We start from the raw sequence: 13797 nt of genomic DNA, 5'->3' as shown, positions 1-13797 counted from the left end.
GGCGGATTTGTCTTGGCGGGGTGTGCCAGTGGGCAGGGGCGGGCATAATGCTGATTATGTCTACATCTTCAGGAACGCCCGCATGACCCAGATCAGCGTCGAACGCAAACACTCCCTCGGCCGTGATGCCGCCCGCGCCAAGGCCGAAGCGCTGGTCGACAAGCTCAGCCGTGAGTACGACCTCAAGGCCACCTGGAACGGTGACCGCGTGGACGTTGCGCGCAGTGGCGCCAATGGCAGTGTGCACATTGGCGACGACAGCATCCGTGTCGAATTGAAACTGGGCATGATGCTGTCGATGATGAGCGGCACCATCAAGGGCGAGATCGAGCGGGCGCTGGACAAGGCCCTGGCCTGAGGCAGGGCCGCTCTCTGGCTATTGCGGGGCGTCCGCCGGGAAGGGAATGATGCCAATCACCTGCTCCAGACGCAGGTCGCCGCGGTAGATCGCGATGCGCTCCCGTGCGCTTGCGGCTTGCTCAAGCAGGGCCTTGCGGCCCCTTACGCCTGCATCCCAGAATTTGAGGTGGCCCTTGACGAAGTCATGCCCCCTCGCTTCCAGGCTGGGATAGTGAAAATGCGCCTCCCACAGTAACCGCTGTGGCGCTTGCACATCGCGAATCTCGTAGACGTCGAGGTAATCATTGGCGTGACGTAGCTGCCGGCGAATCACGGTCTGCCTGATCCGAAACCGCTTCTGCTCAGCCAGGAAGCGAAGGGCCTTGCCGTCGGGATGGCGGGTGTTCAGATACGCGTCGGTGAGCAGCCGAAGCCTTTCGTGATTGACGCGGTCCACCGCTGCCCGAAGGAGGTCGACCAAGCTGGAATCCAGTGGATTGTTCAGCTCGGTCAGTTGCTGCTGCACTTCGCGCATGTCACCTGCCGGCCATTCCAGAAAGTCGGCCAGGCTGTTGGGCTCATCGGCATAGTGAGCGGCGAAGGCAATTTTCCCATCCACCTCTGCCAGCAGGCGGCTTGCTCGCTGGCGCAGCTGTGCCCGGTCGTGCCGGGCCGGCCGCGCTTGCTCAGGCACGGCATGCCATACCCCGTCGCGTTGCGCGAAACTGCCCGCAGGCTCCTGATTGAATGCACTGCGCTGGATGGCCCGATTGCCCACTTGGTCGATTTCCACCAACAGCGGTCGACCTCGGTCAACACGGATGACCCGGCGCCTGATCGTTGCGGGGCGATGATAGGGCGTTGGCGGGGGGGGACTGATGCCGCTGTCGAGATTGGTCAAGGTCGCGCTCAGTTGCTGCTCCGTGATCTGGGTAATGGTGGACAGTTCGCGTATATATTCGTCCAGCACGTCAGCGACCAGCGCAGGCGAGTCCAGTGTCTTCATGTATTGGGCGCGATCCAGCACGGTACGGTATTTCTGAAGGATATCCTCAAGCAGTTCGGCTTTGACCTGGGCCGTTTCTTCGGTGGCTTCCAGACCGTCGTGGCTCCAGATCGTACGGCTGAATTCGATGCCGCTGAGCGGCGCGCGCATCGCAAGCAAATGCTCGGCCGTGTCCGCAGAGAGCCGAGTCTTGTCCACGGCGAGGTAGGCCAGGTCACTGAGCAACTGGGCCCGAATGACCAGTGTCGAATACGTCCTGCGTCGAATGGTCTGGGCGAGTTTCGTGGCTTTTTCGGCAAATTCGATCTTGGGGTCCGGCAGTACTTGCGCCAAGGTCCGGTCCAGCCGCTGGCTGACGACAAGCAGGCGGCGGCTGGCCTGGCTGGAATCGCGTACCCGTTCGCAATAATCGAGGTATTGCTGTATCTGCTCGGCAGTCTCTGGAACGCGGGGCAGCCCGATGGACTGTGCGCTCAGTGCCTGGTGGTCGACCTGCTCCAGCAAGCGGCGGCACAGCAGCATGTCGTTTTCGATGGCTGCACCGTACCAGTTGCCGTATCGGCGTCGGCTCGGGGCTCGGGTGTCGAATTTGCTGAACCGTGGTTCGGCCATCTCCTTGAACACTTCGATATTCCCGTGTAGCAGCGTGCTTTGCCGTTCCAGGTAGAGCGCGGATGCCCTGATTTCCGGTAAGTGCCGTAGGCGCTGGGCTTTGAGTGCCTGCCTCTGAAGCTGCAAGGCTGGCGGTGGTGTATCACGCTCATGTGCAGGTAGCGCATCGACAGCCATGCTGTATTCCCGCGCGAGGTCGTCATAAACCTGCAGTTGCACTTGGCTGCGTTCCATCAGGGGTGCCATCTGATTCAGCGCTTGTTGGTTAGCCGTGGCGGTTGCGCTCAACGTGTCGAACCGCTGGCGGTTTTCCGCGTTGATGGACAGCCTGTTCCTTGGCATGCCGCCAAAGAGGGTAAGATTCAAAGTCCATTGGCCATGCCAGCGCGTCAACCAAGGGCCTTTTGGGCGTTCACGACCAACGATATGGTAGCCGTCCGGGGCGCCATCCCATTGGGACACCCATTCGCTGCTGCTCGGCTCTGGGCCGATTATCTGCATGCCGTTCCAGGTCTCGATGACCTCATAGACGTCATCGCCCAGCTTGACGTAGTAACGGCCGGCGATATTGAACAACCCACGCAAACGGCCCCTTGTCAGAGGCGCGTGCCCTTCGAGTGGCTGCGAGGCTTGCAGTTGGGCCAGTGACTGGCGCTCCTGTACCGACAGGTTGCTCAGGCGCTGCTCGTCATGCCAGCTTTCTACGCGCACCCGCTTGGGCTGCGGCGCCTCGACGGGGGCTTGCCAGGGTTTCTCCTGTGGCTGCTCGAGCGCCGGGGGCGGGGATTCTTCCTTCGGTGCAGGGCCTGAAAAACGCAACGTAACGGCCGCTTCGCTGTTGGCAGGGGGCGTTGCCGGGCGGTGGGCAAGGAGCAAGGCCAGGTTGGTGAGCAGGTCTATGGCGGCGACGATCTTGTTGTCACCGCTGCGCTTGATCAGCGCCTCCACGTCTTCCTTGGCCGCCGACAGCGCCACGACCAGCCACGCCAGGGTGGTCATCGGGCCATGCCAAAGCTGGGTGACGGTATTGAAGATCGCCCAGGCAGCCTCCTTCACCAAAGCCCGCACTTCCTGGGCATTGGATACGCTATTGCTGGCTGAGGCCAATAACATGGTGTCGATGCGGGCGTTGAACAGGTGGGTGGCCAGATCCTCCGTCCACGCCTTGAACAAGACTTGGACCGGGCGTCTGAGGCGTTGCAAAAGGCCGTCCAGCAGCTCGACCGGCACATTGAGCAGGTGCGTCAGCGCGGTAATGTTCGGGTGCAGGTGCGGGTGCTTGAACCCGTCGCTCTGGTAAATCGGACGCGCGTCATCGTCGAGCCAGGCCAGTACGCTCTCTTGCAGTGCGCCCCTGCTGCGGACTGCGTCCATCAGCAATTCGAGGCTCGGAAATTCCTGCAACGCCCTGTCGGCATAGAACGGGCGGTACAAGACCCAGCTGCTGCTTGCCGGTATTTCGATGATGAACATCCCGTGTGCCACATTGCTTGCCGAAGCGCCAGGCGCGCAAAGGAACGCCAGAGGGGCGATGCGCAGAAGGTCCACACCATTGTCCATGCCCTGGCAGAACCTGAGCATTGCCTGGCTTGCCGTTTCGCCAAGCTGTCGCTCGATCTTGGCCTTCAGGGTGCTGAACCGAAGGGCGTAACGCCACTCCCTGGCATGTTGCCTGATTCGTTCGGACCTGCGCGGTTCGGTTCTGACTTGATCCTGCAGGTAGGTGGGGTAGTGAGCGCCGATATCGACCTGATGAATCAGCGCCCTGATCTGCTCGATGCTCAGCCAGTCCTTTACGGGCGAGCCATCCTCGAAACTGAGCCCGGTCATCACCTCGCCAGCCTCAAGGCGCAGGCGGGAGATCGCCAGATCGGTCAGGGGCACCGTGCGCAAGAACAGTGACTGCCCTTGTGTGCCAGCGCCGATGATGGCCTGGGAAATGCGGATGTGCACCTCGTTCGGGTCGTGTACCGTCTTGTCTGGGTAGCTGGTCTGCAGGGTCTCACGCAAGCGGCGAGCGGCGTAATCACGGATATCTTCGACATCGCCCAGCGATGTACAGCCCTTCGACCGACCTTGGTTCGCCGCCAGATCGAGCAGTGCAGTGTGATAGGCGTAGCGGTCCTCAGCGCTGGCATTTAGCAGCCATCGCGGTGGGCTGACAGCGGGTGCAGTTCGTTCCTGCGAAGGCAGGTCGAAGAAGTGAGCTGACGGGTCGCTCACCTGACGCAGTTGTCGCTCCAGCTCGTCGACGGTTGCCAGGCCACCAATACGCAGGCGCCCGATGTCGTCCAGGATATCGTTCAGCAGTTGCCTCGCCTGGAAGGCGAAAGGGCGTCCGGTCACCGGTGTGTGCGCCCAGGACAACGCTTCGAAGCGATAGCTTTGTGCTAGCTGCCGTTGCAGCGCGGTGGCAAAGCTGGGCAGGTCGACATGGCGGTGAACCGAACCGCAGGGTTTGCATTGCAGAACCAGGTTGCGGGTACCACTTGTGGTGATGAGCAACAGATCCGGCAGGGTGACGGTGCGTGCTTCGCCATCCGTTCCGAGCGTGACTTGTATCGCCTCGACAGCCAGGCTGTCGAATACCCCGTCGAGCAAGGCGTACATTGCAGCTTTTTCATCATCTGCCAGGCCTTGGCGAGGGAGGTTCTCGAGCAATGCGGCCTTGATGGTGTGTTCCAGCCAGAGCATGCGCGAGACTTGGCTGTCTTCGTCGAGCCCGTTCCAGAAGCCGATCTGGGCTTGCTGGAAGGCGGGTATCAACGCACCAAGCACTGTATCGAAGTCATCGTTGAGCTTCGTCAGGTCCGGGATGATTTCGGGTTGGCGGATTTTGTCCGGGCCTTGCTCCTGAATTTGAAACTCATGGGGTGGGCTGATGCTCAGCTTGTCTGCGGCGCTTGGTTGCACACGTTCCTTGGTCAGAAACTGCCTGAGAAGCTCGTCCAGCAGCCCGCTCTGACGTGGGAGATCACCTGTGCTGGCCGGTGCATGCAGGATGACGAAAGGATCGAGCGATGTGATGTGAGGGTGGTTGCGTTGCAACCATGGATACCGGTCGCTGAAAGTCTGGAATGCTTCTTTTGATAGAACGTCCCGCAGGCTGGGTCGTTTGGAGAAACAGGCTGCCACGCTTTGCTTGAACGTCAGCCTCGGTGGGTTTGCTACAGCAGTCATGGCGTCGATGTCCGTGAGGTGAAGCCTGCGACGCTAGCGCTATGGCCAACTGTGCTTGCGGTATATAGATGCGACAACGACGACCTTAGGGTGAGGTTTCTAATTTTCTTCCCTACCTTAATGCTCAAGCCCAACCTCCATGGGCGGTTTTCCACCACTCATGAGCATGAGGTACACAGCATGGCCAAAGTGATTGTGAAGAAAAAAGACGAAGCCCTGGGCACGCTTGGCGAGGTGCGCGGCTATGCGCGCAAGATCTGGCTGGCCGGTATCGGCGCCTACGCCCGCGTCGGTCAGGAAGGCTCTGACTACTTCCAGGAGCTGGTCAAGGCCGGCGAAGGCGTCGAGAAGCGCGGCAAGAAACGCATCGACAAAGAGCTCGATGCCGCCAACCACCAGCTTGACGAAGCCGCTGAAGAAGTGAGCCGCGTACGCGGGAAGGTAGAAATTCAACTCGACAAGATCGAAAAAGCTTTCGACGCACGGGTCGGTCGCGCCTTGAATCGCCTGGGTATTCCGTCTAAACATGACGTTGAGGCGTTGTCGGTCAAGCTTGAACAGTTGCATGAGCTGCTTGAGCGCGTCGCGCACAAACCATAAGGAGAGCAGGATGGCTGGCAAGAAGAACACCGAAAAAGAAGGCAGCTCCTGGGTCGGCGGGATCGAGAAGTACTCCCGCAAGATCTGGCTGGCGGGGCTGGGTATCTATTCGAAAGTCGACCAGGACGGCCCGAAGCTGTTCGACTCGTTGGTGAAAGATGGCGAGAAGGCCGAGAAGCAGGCGAAGAAGACGGCTGAAGATGTAGCCGAAACCGCCAAGTCGTCGACCACTTCGCGCGTGTCTGGCGTGAAGGACCTTGCGATGGGCAAGTGGAGCGAACTCGAAGAGGCCTTCGACAAGCGCCTGAACAGCGCCATCTCGCGCCTGGGCGTGCCGAGCCGCAACGAGATCAAGGCCCTGCACCAGCAGGTGGACAGCCTGACCAAGCAGATCGAGAAGCTGACCGGTGCTTCGGTTACGCCGATTTCGTCGCGCGCTGCGGCTTCCAAGCCGGCTGCGAGCAAGGCAGCGGCCAAGCCACTGGCCAAGGCAGCGGCGGCCAAGCCTGCTGCTAAAACGGCGGCGGCCAAACCTGCAGCTAAAACGGCAGCGGCCAAACCTGCAGCAAAGCCTGCGGCCAAACCTGCAGCTGCCAAGCCGGCGGCAAAACCGGCAGCGCCCAAGCCAGCGGCAGCGAAGAAACCTGCGGTGAAGAAAGCACCGGCCAAACCGGCAGCCGCCAAACCTGCAGCGCCAGCGGCCAATGCCGCCCCGGCCGCTACCGCAGCACCGGCACCTGTAGCCGCCCCGGCCAGCAGCGCACCGTCGGCACCAAACGGCACCGGTACCCTGATCTGATACCGCGTCGTCTTCTTCGCGGGCTTGCCCGCTTCCACAGGTACAGCGCCGATCACCAGGTCAGCGCAGGCCCTGTGGGAGCGGGCATGCCCGCGAAGGCCCCGGCGCCGACAGCGCGGGCCTACCCCTCCAGATAGCGCACCGCCAACTGCTCCGCCGCCGCCCGCGCCTGTGGCTGCAGATGGGGCGCCACCAGCATCATCACCTGATACACCACAATTCCCACATCCGCCTCGCGTCCCAGCACCCGCTGGTAATCCAGCGAGAACAGCAGCGTCATTGTGATCTGCTCCACCAGTTGCCCCAGCGCCTGGGTCTCACTCTCTACCAACCCCTGGCCCTTGAGGCTGGCGAGCAACGCCGCCAGCGTACGCTTGAGTGCATTGATCAGGCTGCGCATGCCGCGCGCCAGCTTGGGCAGGCGGCCGGTGAGGTTGGACAGGTCCTGGAACAGAAAGCGGTACTGGGCCATGTGCTCGACGATAAGGTGCAGGAACAGCCAGTAGTCCTCGGCGTCCAGGCGCACGTCCAGGGGCGGGTCGAGCAGGGGCATCAGCGCTTCTTCGAAGCGCTCGAAAAGGCCCAGCACCAAGGGCTCCTTGCCATGGAAGTGGTAGTACAGGTTGCCCGGACTGATACCCAGTTCGTTGGCAATCTCTAGGGTGGATACGTTCGGTTCGCCCTGCTGGTTGAACAGTTGCAGGGCGCATTCGAGGATACGGTCGCGGGTCTTCATCCAGTCGTAGGGCTCATCGGGTCAGGACATAGGTGCCTGGCGCCGGGCCGAGCGGTGGATAGGTACTGTTGCCCAGCTCGGTACGGGGAGCCTTGAGCGGGCCGGAGCGCGGTGTGATCCATTCCAGCCACAAGGGCCACCAACTGCCGTCGCTGCGCTTGGCCTCGTAGAACCAGGCGCGCGGGTCGCCGGACAGTTTGGGGTTTTCCAGGTAGTAGGCCTTGGGGTTGCCCGGCGGGTTGATGATGCTCTGGATGTGCCCGCTGTTGGCCAGCACGAAACGCCGGTCGCCACCGAGCAGCAAGGCCGAGCGGTACACGGCGTCCCATGGCGTGATGTGGTCGTTGCTGCCGGCCACGGTAAAGCTGTCCAGGTCGACCTGCTTGAGGTCGATGGGCGTGCCGCACACTTCCAGGCCTGCCGGGTGGGTGAGCGGGTTGTGCTTGAAAAAGTCCAGCAAGTCCCCGTGCAGTGCCGCAGGCAGGCGTGTGTTGTCGGCGTTCCAGTACAGGATGTCGAACGCGGGTGGGGCTTTGCCCAACAGGTAGTTGTTGACCCAGTAGTTCCAGATCAGGTCGTTGGGGCGCATCCAGGCGAAAATCCTGGCGACTTCGCCGCCGTCCAGCACGCCCCGTTGATAGGAACGGCGCTTGGCGGCCTCTACCGTCTGCTCGTCGGCGAACAGGCTGGCCGGGCTGTCGAACTTGCTGTCGAGCAGGCTCACCAGGTAAGTGGCGCTGCGGATCTTGCGCAACTGATGCTTGGCCTGCAGGTGGCCCTGCAGTGCGGCCATGGTCAGGCCGCCGGCGCAGGCACCCATCAGGTTGGGGTCGCGGTTGCCGCTGATGCTGCGGCAGGCGTTCAGCGCTTCTTCCAGGGCCTGTACGTAGGAGGACAGGCCCCATTCGCGGTGGCGCGGGTCGGGGTTGCGCCAACTGATCATGAACACCTGCAGGCCGTTCTTGAGCATGTACTGGACGAAGCTGTTGTGCGCCTGCATGTCGAAGATATAGAACTTGTTGATTTGCGGCGGCACCACCAGCAAGGGCCTGGCGTGCTGTTTTTCGCTCATCGGCTTGTACTGGATCAGCTCCAACAGCTCGTTGCGAAACACCACCGCGCCGGGCGTTGCCGCCAGGCTGCCACCTACCTCGAAGGCACGTTCGTCCACCTGGCGCGGCAGGCCGTCGTTGTGGCGCAGGTCGTCGAGCAAGTGGGCCACGCCACGCACCAGGCTTTGCCCGCCGGTGTTCAGCAGTTCTTTGACCGCCAGCGGGTTGAGCAGCGAGTTGCTCGGTGCCAGGGCGTCATAGATCATGCCAAACAGAAAGTGCGCACGGGCGCGGTCATCGTCGTCCAGGTGACTTTCGTCGATCCACTGGCGCGTCTGCTTCTGCCAGGCCAGATAGGCCTGCAGGCCACGGCGATAAAACGGGTTCTGGCTCCAGGTCGGGTCGCTGAAGCGGCCATCGCGAGGGTTGGGCTGGTAGGGCGTGTCGCCCAGCATCACGCGACCCAGCTGGCTGCCGAACGCCAACAGGTGCCGTGCCGTGTGCAGCGGGTTGGTCAAGCCGTGGCGGCCAACCCTGCGCAGGGTCGACACCAGGTCGCGCCCGCGGAGGCCGAGTATGGCGTTCTGCACGTTCATGCTGGTGGCGGGAAGCGTTTTCGTTCCTTTGCCCGGTTTGTCTGTCATGGCAACACTCCCTCGTCTTACCCGATGCTTGGGCAGCGACAATCAACCGCCAGAGGCGGGGCGCGGATGCATGACCGCGCGCTGACGTTCTTCCTGGAGAAACTTCATGATGATCGGTGCGACGGCCTCGGCCCGGGTAATCAGGAACAGGTGGCCGTCGTCGATTATGTGTAGCTGGGCATTGGGAATCCGCCAGGCCAGCAGGCGCATGTTGATCAGCGGGATCAGCGGGTCGTCGTCACCGGCCAGCACCAGCGTTGGCTGGTGGATCTTGTGCAGCCAGTGGATGCTGGTCCAGCCCAGGCCGGCGAACAGCTGCCAGTAATAGCCCAGCTTGCCCCCGGAGCGCACCTTGGACGCATGGTGCATGGCCAGGTCCGGGTCGCGGCGGAAGGCGCCGCCGTAGATCAGCGGTGCGATGCGGATCACATGGGAGGGCTGCACGTAGCGCCTGGGGCTCGCCATCATCCACAAGACTTTAGGTTTGCCCGGCACCATCACTGCGCCGGCGGCAGTGGCGGCCAGTACCAGTTTCTTGCAGCGCTCCGGGTAGTCGTGGGCAAACTGCTGGGCCAGGGCGCCGCCCCAGGACACGCCGATGGCGCTGACCTGGCCGTAGTCCAGGTAATCGAGCATGCGCGCCGTGAGCTTGGCCAGCCCTGGAAAGCGATAGGGGTGACGCGGGGTGGATGAACCACCCACACCGGGCACGTCGAAGGCGATGACCTCCAGGTCCGGGTCCAGCGCCTCGATGAACGGGAACACCAGCTCCAGGTTGGCGCCGATGCCGTTGAAGATCAGCAACGGTGTCAGGTGTGGCTTGCCCGGGCGGACGGCGGTGCGAATGGACTGGTCGTCCAGTTCGACGGTCCTGAAGATGTAGGGTTCCGGCATGCGTTCGACTCTGTCGTGAAAAAAGCGCCGTGGCGCGCTCATCGCGGCCACGGCAACGCAACTCAGCGCTCGTGAACGTAGGTGCCTGGTGCGGCTTCGCCAGCGGCATAAGCGCGGTTGCCCAGGCGGGTTGGCGCTTTTTTCAGCTCCCCGGCACGTTCGCTCAGCCAGCTCTGCCAGTGCAGCCACCAGGAGTCGGCATGCTTGGTGGCGTTTTCCTGCCAGGCCAGCGGGTCACCCGGGCGGTCAGCGCCAGTCATGAAGCGCGCCTTGGGGTTGCCTGGCGGGTTGAGGATGCTCTGGATGTGGCCGCTGTTGGACAGCACGAACTCGATCTTGCCGCCGAACAAGTGCGCCGAGCGGTAGCACGATTGCCACGGGGTGATGTGGTCTGCAGTGCCGGCAACGCTGAAAATGTCGCACTGCACATTTTTCAGGTTGATCGGGGTGCCGCACACTTCCAGTGCATCCGGGCGGATCAGTGGGTTGCTCTTGAACATTTCGATCAGGTCGCCGTGGAAGGCGGCCGGCAGGCGCGTGGTGTCGTTGTTCCAGAACAGGATGTCGAACACAGGCGGCTCGTTGCCGAGCAGGTAGTTGTTGACCCAGTAGTTCCAGATCAGGTCGTTGGGGCGCATCCAGGCGAACACCTTGGCCATTTCGCTGCCTTCCAGCACGCCAGCCTGGTAAGAGTGGCGCTTGGCACTTTCCAGGGTTTGTTCATCGACGAACAAGGCGACCTGGTTGTCCATGGTGGTGTCCAGCACGCTGACCAGCAGGGTCAGGGCATTGACCTTGTTTTCGCCAATCGCGGCATAGTGGCCCACCAGCGCAGTGCAGGTAATGCCACCGGAGCAGGCACCGAGCATGTTCAGGTCTTTGCTGCCGGTAATCGCCAGCACCGCGTCGACGGCTTCTTTCAGCGCATCGATGTAGGTGGACAGGCCCCATTCACGCTGGGCCTTGGTCGGGTTGCGCCAGCTGATGATGAAGGTTTGCTGCTGCGAGCGCAGGCAGTAGCGTGCCAGGCTCTTTTCCGGGCTCAGGTCGAACACGTAGAACTTGTTGATCTGCGGTGGCACCACCAGCAGCGGGCGGGCATGCACCTGCTCGGTGATGGGGCTGTACTGGATAAGCTCCAGTACATCGTTGCGGTACACCACCGCGCCTTCGCTGGTGCCCAGGTTCTTGCCCACTTCGAAGGCGTCCATGTTCACCTGGCTGGGCATGCCGCCGTTGTTGACCATGTCCTTGGCGAGGTTGGACAGGCCGTCGAGCAGGCTCTTGCCGCCGGTTTCGAAGAAGCGTTTGACCGCTGCCGGGTTGGACAAGGTATTGGTCGGCGCCATGGCTTCAGTCATCAGGTTGATGACGAACTGGCCGCGGCTGATGTCCTGGGGTGGCAGGTCGCTGTTGCCGATCCAGTCCTGCAACTCGTTGCGCCAGGCCAGGTAGGTTTGCAGGTAGCGGCGGTACAGCGGGTTGTTGCTCCAGGCCGGGTCGTTGAAGCGGCGGTCGTCGCTTTCCGGGGCCAGGCTGGATTTGCCCAGCAGCACGTTTTTAAGCTCCAGGCCAAAGTGGGCCACATGCTTTGCGCTGTGCAGCGGTTGGCGCACGGCCTGGCGCAGCACGGTGCGTGCCGAGCTCAACAGGTCCTTGCGGCGAATGCCGATGACCGGGTTCAGCCCCAGGGTGTTTTCCGAGGCCTGCCGCTGCAGCTCATCGTTGTTCTTGTTACTCATCTACGACGCTCCGTTGTCCTGAGACGAGTACCGGTTGCTGTGACAAGCGCACAGCCCTGAGCCCGGTACTGCTACTCGGGTGACCAGTGATAAGGAACAGCGGTGCTGCGGGGGTTCTGACTGCCTGCAAAGTGATGCAGGGAACTTGCCACACCCATTGGTTACCCGACTTTCATGTAATGCGCAAGACAGCCCTTCACTGGGCTGTCTGCAAGTCATTCAAACAGATGAATTTAGAAAATGCGCTCTAAACCCTGCAGGCCTTGCGCTAGAGCATGAGTTTCACAACCGATTCGGCCGGGTCGCGGGATTTTCCGGCCTTGTGCAGCTCGTCGAGGTAGTCGGCCCACAGCTGTTCCTGGCGCAGGCACAGCTGTTCCAGGTATTCCCAGGTGAACAGGCCGCTGTCATGGCCGTCGTCGAAGTTCAGTTTCAGTGCATATTGGCCGGCAGGCTCCAGGCCGACCAGGCCGACGTTGATCTTGCCGAACTGCAGGATAGGGTTGCCGTGGCCCTGGACCTCGGCGGAGGGGGAGTGCACGCGCAGGAGTTCGGCGGGCAGGTGGTAGACCTCGCCGGGGGCGTAGGTGAGGGTGAGGGTTTTCGAGGCTTTGTGCAGGTTTATGGCGGTGGGCATGCGGGCCATGGCTGGAATCTCTCGGGAGCTGATGATGCACAGCTTCGGGACATTCTGGGGATTGCGCAAGGGGGGCTGCTTTGCAGCCCAATCGCCGGCAAGCCAGCTCCCACAGGTGCTCCACAGCATTCAGGATTGTGATAATCCTGTGGGAGCCGGCTTGCCGGCGAAAGGGCCGCGAAGCGGCCCCCTGCGGTCTTACAGGATGTAACGCGACAGGTCTTCGTTCTGCGCCAGTTCACCCAGGTGGCTGTTCACATACGCAGCGTCGATCTGGATTGGCGTTTCGTCATGGGCACTGGCCAGGTCGCCAGCGCTGAACGACACCTCTTCGAGCAAACGCTCAAGCAGGGTGTGCAGGCGGCGGGCACCGATGTTCTCGGTCTTTTCGTTTACCTGGTAGGCAATCTCGGCCAGGCGCTTGATGCCATCGCCGATGAACTCGATGTTCAGGCCTTCGGTCTTCAGCAGGGCCTGGTACTGCTCGGTCAGCGACGCGTGCGGCTCTTGCAGGATGCGTTCGAAGTCTTCAGGGGTCAGTGCCTTCAGCTCGACACGGATCGGCAGGCGGCCTTGCAGCTCGGGTACCAGGTCGCTTGGCTTGCTCAGGTGGAACGCACCCGAGGCGATGAACAGGATGTGGTCGGTCTTGACCATGCCCAGCTTGGTGTTGACGGTGCAGCCTTCGATCAGTGGCAGCAGGTCGCGCTGCACGCCTTCACGGGACACATCGGCACCGCCCACGTTGCCGCGCTTGGCAACCTTGTCGATTTCGTCGATGAACACGATGCCGTGCTGCTCGACCGCTTCCAGGGCCTTGGCCTTGAGTTCTTCCTCGTTGACCAGGCGGCCCGCTTCTTCGTCGCGAACCATCTTCAGCGCTTCTTTCACCTTCAGCTTGCGCGCCTTGCGCTTGCCTTTGCCCATGTTGGCAAACAGGCTCTGCAGCTGGTTGGTCATCTCTTCCATGCCAGGCGGCGCGGCAATTTCGACGCCCACGGCATCGGCCACTTCGATTTCGATTTCCTTGTCGTCCAGCTGGCCTTCACGCAGGCGCTTGCGGAACAGCTGGCGGGTGTTGGAATCGCTGCTGGTCTGCGCGGCTTCTTCGCTGAAGCTGGTGACGCGTGCCTGCGGCAGCAGGGCATCGAGGATACGGTCTTCAGCGGCGTCCTCGGCGCGGTGGCGCACGCGGATGATCTCCTGCTCGCGCAGCATCTTCAGCGCGGCGTCGGCCAGGTCACGGATGATCGACTCGACGTCGCGGCCCACGTAGCCCACTTCGGTGAACTTGGTGGCTTCGACCTTGAGGAACGGCGCGTTGGCCAGCTTGGCCAGGCGACGGGCGATTTCGGTCTTGCCGACGCCGGTAGGGCCGATCATCAGGATGTTCTTCGGGGTCACTTCGGCACGCAGCTCGGCAGGCAGCTGCATCCGGCGCCAGCGGTTGCGCAGGGCAATGGCCACGGCGCGCTTGGCGTCGTCCTGGCCGATGATGTGGCGGTTGAGTTCGTGGACGATCTCGCGGGGGGTCATGGACATGATCAATAGGGTCC

10 protein-coding genes are annotated in these 13797 nt (G+C 62.2%); 3 read left to right on the top strand and 7 right to left on the bottom strand.

All coding sequences use genetic code 11. From position 1 onward, the window contains the following. Positions 1-82 precede the first annotated feature (82 nt). Positions 83-358, top strand: coding sequence for a polyhydroxyalkanoic acid system family protein (locus PP4_RS25590; RefSeq protein ID WP_003249289.1), 276 nt, complete (start codon positions 83-85; stop codon positions 356-358). A gap of 18 nt (positions 359-376) precedes the next feature. On the opposite strand, the gene PP4_RS25585 is transcribed toward PP4_RS25590, so the two are convergent. Then, a complete protein-coding gene (locus tag PP4_RS25585; RefSeq protein ID WP_231859009.1) occupies positions 377-5137 on the bottom strand; it encodes a DUF6543 domain-containing protein in 4761 nt (1586 codons plus the stop codon). 180 nt (positions 5138-5317) lie between these two features. Between PP4_RS25585 and PP4_RS25580 the strand changes: the two genes are divergently transcribed. Further along, positions 5318-5737 (top strand): phasin family protein, encoded by a 420-nt coding sequence (locus PP4_RS25580; RefSeq protein ID WP_016501986.1) that lies wholly within the window; start codon positions 5318-5320, stop codon positions 5735-5737. A 10-nt stretch (positions 5738-5747) separates the two neighbouring features. Continuing rightward, the gene (locus tag PP4_RS25575; protein WP_016501985.1) at positions 5748-6536 is read left to right on the top strand and encodes a phasin family protein; all 789 of its coding nucleotides are present in this window, start codon (positions 5748-5750) and stop codon (positions 6534-6536) included. Positions 6537-6657: 121 nt separating this feature from the next. Here the strand turns inward: PP4_RS25575 and PP4_RS25570 are convergent, their stop codons facing one another. The 6 genes from PP4_RS25570 to hslU form a co-directional block, all read right to left on the bottom strand. Continuing rightward, entirely contained in the window at positions 6658-7272 is a 615-nt protein-coding gene (locus PP4_RS25570) for a TetR/AcrR family transcriptional regulator (protein ID WP_016501984.1), read from the bottom strand. Positions 7273-7285: 13 nt separating this feature from the next. Then, complete coding sequence (gene phaC / locus PP4_RS25565) at positions 7286-8968, bottom strand: class II poly(R)-hydroxyalkanoic acid synthase (RefSeq protein ID WP_016501983.1); 1683 nt, start codon at positions 8966-8968, stop codon at positions 7286-7288. A 42-nt stretch (positions 8969-9010) separates the two neighbouring features. After that, positions 9011-9862: a poly(3-hydroxyalkanoate) depolymerase gene (gene phaZ / locus PP4_RS25560; RefSeq protein ID WP_016501982.1), complete on the bottom strand. Its 852-nt coding sequence runs from the start codon at positions 9860-9862 to the stop codon at positions 9011-9013. A 62-nt stretch (positions 9863-9924) separates the two neighbouring features. Further along, positions 9925-11604 carry a class II poly(R)-hydroxyalkanoic acid synthase gene (phaC, locus tag PP4_RS25555; protein ID WP_016501981.1) on the bottom strand — a complete coding sequence of 560 codons (1680 nt, stop codon included), beginning with the start codon at positions 11602-11604 and terminating at the stop codon, positions 9925-9927. 268 nt (positions 11605-11872) lie between these two features. After that, positions 11873-12250, bottom strand: a complete 378-nt coding sequence (locus PP4_RS25550; protein ID WP_041168147.1) for a gamma-butyrobetaine hydroxylase-like domain-containing protein — start codon at positions 12248-12250, stop codon at positions 11873-11875. Positions 12251-12439: 189 nt separating this feature from the next. After that, positions 12440-13783, bottom strand: a complete 1344-nt coding sequence (gene hslU, locus PP4_RS25545) for an ATP-dependent protease ATPase subunit HslU (RefSeq protein ID WP_016501979.1) — start codon at positions 13781-13783, stop codon at positions 12440-12442. Positions 13784-13797 lie beyond the last annotated feature (14 nt).

Origin of the sequence: Pseudomonas putida NBRC 14164, from assembly GCF_000412675.1 — a bacterium.
GTDB classification, from domain to species: domain Bacteria; phylum Pseudomonadota; class Gammaproteobacteria; order Pseudomonadales; family Pseudomonadaceae; genus Aquipseudomonas; species Aquipseudomonas putida.
This window is presented reverse-complemented; position numbering and strand designations above follow the sequence as displayed.

Bases quoted from the DNA above. Each gene is read 5' to 3' on its own strand.
- PP4_RS25575 (WP_016501985.1), top strand. From the start codon at position 5,748: ATGGCTGGCAAGAAGAACACCGAAAAAGAAGGCAGCTCCTGGGTCGGC.
- phaC (WP_016501983.1), bottom strand. From the start codon at position 8,968: ATGACAGACAAACCGGGCAAAGGAACGAAAACGCTTCCCGCCACCAGC.
- PP4_RS25580 (WP_016501986.1), top strand. From the start codon at position 5,318: ATGGCCAAAGTGATTGTGAAGAAAAAAGACGAAGCCCTGGGCACGCTT.
- PP4_RS25570 (WP_016501984.1), bottom strand. From the start codon at position 7,272: ATGAAGACCCGCGACCGTATCCTCGAATGCGCCCTGCAACTGTTCAAC.
- PP4_RS25585 (WP_231859009.1), bottom strand. From the start codon at position 5,137: ATGACTGCTGTAGCAAACCCACCGAGGCTGACGTTCAAGCAAAGCGTG.
- PP4_RS25590 (WP_003249289.1), top strand. From the start codon at position 83: ATGACCCAGATCAGCGTCGAACGCAAACACTCCCTCGGCCGTGATGCC.
- PP4_RS25550 (WP_041168147.1), bottom strand. From the start codon at position 12,250: ATGGCCCGCATGCCCACCGCCATAAACCTGCACAAAGCCTCGAAAACC.
- phaZ (WP_016501982.1), bottom strand. From the start codon at position 9,862: ATGCCGGAACCCTACATCTTCAGGACCGTCGAACTGGACGACCAGTCC.
- hslU (WP_016501979.1), bottom strand. From the start codon at position 13,783: ATGTCCATGACCCCCCGCGAGATCGTCCACGAACTCAACCGCCACATC.
- phaC (WP_016501981.1), bottom strand. From the start codon at position 11,604: ATGAGTAACAAGAACAACGATGAGCTGCAGCGGCAGGCCTCGGAAAAC.